This window comes from Microvirga pakistanensis (assembly GCF_004458765.1).
Taxonomy (GTDB): domain Bacteria; phylum Pseudomonadota; class Alphaproteobacteria; order Rhizobiales; family Beijerinckiaceae; genus Microvirga; species Microvirga pakistanensis.
The window spans coordinates 1-1,578 of record NZ_SPJX01000535.1; the positions used below are offsets into that span (position 1 = coordinate 1).

At 62.9% G+C, this 1,578-nt stretch carries 1 protein-coding gene; it reads left to right on the forward strand.

Features of this window, described 5'->3' with window-relative positions; translation table 11 throughout:
* Window positions 1-84: 84 nt before the first annotated feature.
* Window positions 85-1,458: an IS1182 family transposase gene (locus E4K09_RS23710; RefSeq protein WP_134500156.1), complete on the forward strand. Its 1,374-nt coding sequence runs from the start codon at window positions 85-87 to the stop codon at window positions 1,456-1,458.
* The last annotated feature ends 120 nt before the right edge of the window (window positions 1,459-1,578 follow it).

Here is a 1,578-nt window from a genome sequence, read left to right on the forward strand (position 1 = left end):
TGACCGATGCTGTTGAAGAACTCGGTTGTGTCGGCGCGAGGGGTATGATTCCGTTCTCGTTAGGATTTGCGGGGAGACGCAGCGATGATGGGGCGTCAGCGGAACGACCAAGCGCAGTTCTTCTATTCCTTTCACTTGGACGATCGCGTGCCCACCGGCCATCTCCTGCGCAGGATCGACGTCTTCGTCACCCAGGCGCTGGCTGGCATCCATCGCGAGATCGCAGCCTTCTACAGCCACACGGGCCGCCCCTCAGTTGATCCCAAGCTGATGATGCGCATGCTAATCGTCGGCTACTGCTACGGCATCCGCTCGGAGCGCAAGCTGTGCGAGGAGGTCTCGCTCCATCTCGCCTACCGCTGGTTCTGCCGGCTCGATCTGGACGACGCGGTGCCGGATCATTCGACCTTCTCCAAGAACCGGCACGGACGCTTTCGCGACAGCGATCTGCTGCGCCTGGTGTTCGAGCGCGTGGTCGGCCTCTGCCTGGCCACCGGATTGATCAAAGGCGAGGGCTTTGCCGTCGACGCAAGCGTCATCGAAGCCGATGCCAGTCGTTATCATGGCCTCGAGCCGGAGAAGATCGACTGGAATACTGTCGAACGGCCAAGCCGAGCCGTGCGCGAGTATCTTGAGGCTCTCGACGGCGCCGAGGAGCTCGAGGCCGGCCGCAAGGCCCCGAAGGTGATCTCACCCTCCGATCCGGCCTCTGCATGGACGGCCAAGGCCAACAAGCGGGTCCAGTTCGGCTATGGGCTGAACTACCTGATCGACAACGAGCATGCCATCATTGTCGATGTTGAGCCGACGCCAGCACGGACCTTCGATGAGGTGCGCTCCACCGCCACCATGCTCGAGCGCACTCAGGCGCGGTTTGGTCTCAAGCCGAAGAGGCTCGCGGCCGACACCGCCTACGGAACGGGTAAGTTCCTGGACTGGCTTGTTGGCCAGGAGATCGAGCCGCACATTCCGGTCTGGGACAAGGGCAGCCGAGACGATGGCACCTTTGGCCGCTCCGATTTCAGCTTCGATGCGGATCTGGATCAGTACACCTGTCCGGCGGGCAAGACTCTGAAGCAGTTCCGGCGCAACTACGCGGTGGCGCGCACCGACAGCGCTCATGACAGCATCCGCAAGTACCGCGCCTCGCAGAAGGACTGCCAACCATGCGAACTCAAGGCGCAGTGCTGCCCGAACATGGCATCCCGCAACGTCTTGCGCAGTGTCCATGAAGAGGCGCGTGATCAGGCGCGTCAGTTAGCTGGAACACCGCAGTTCGCGACCTCGCGCAACGAGCGCAAGAAGGTCGAGATGCTATTCGCTCATCTCAAGACCACCCTGCGGTTCGAGCGCATGCGCCTGCGAGGTCTGACGGGCGCCGGCGACGAGTTCCATCTTGCCGCCATCGCTCAAAACCTGCGCCGCATGGCTCGACTGACTGCGGCAGCGGCCGCCTGAGCAAGGTGACGGGCTGAGGCCCGGGGCCTCGGCTTCTGATCCTCTCGACCCCGGCCGCTAAGAAGCGAACGCCGGGTACCCAGCGGCTTGACCGGCGGAGTTTTTCAACAGCATCGACCC

Excerpts from the sequence above, each read along its gene's own strand:
- E4K09_RS23710 (WP_134500156.1), top strand. The coding sequence starts at position 85 with ATGATGGGGCGTCAGCGGAACGACCAAGCGCAGTTCTTCTATTCCTTT.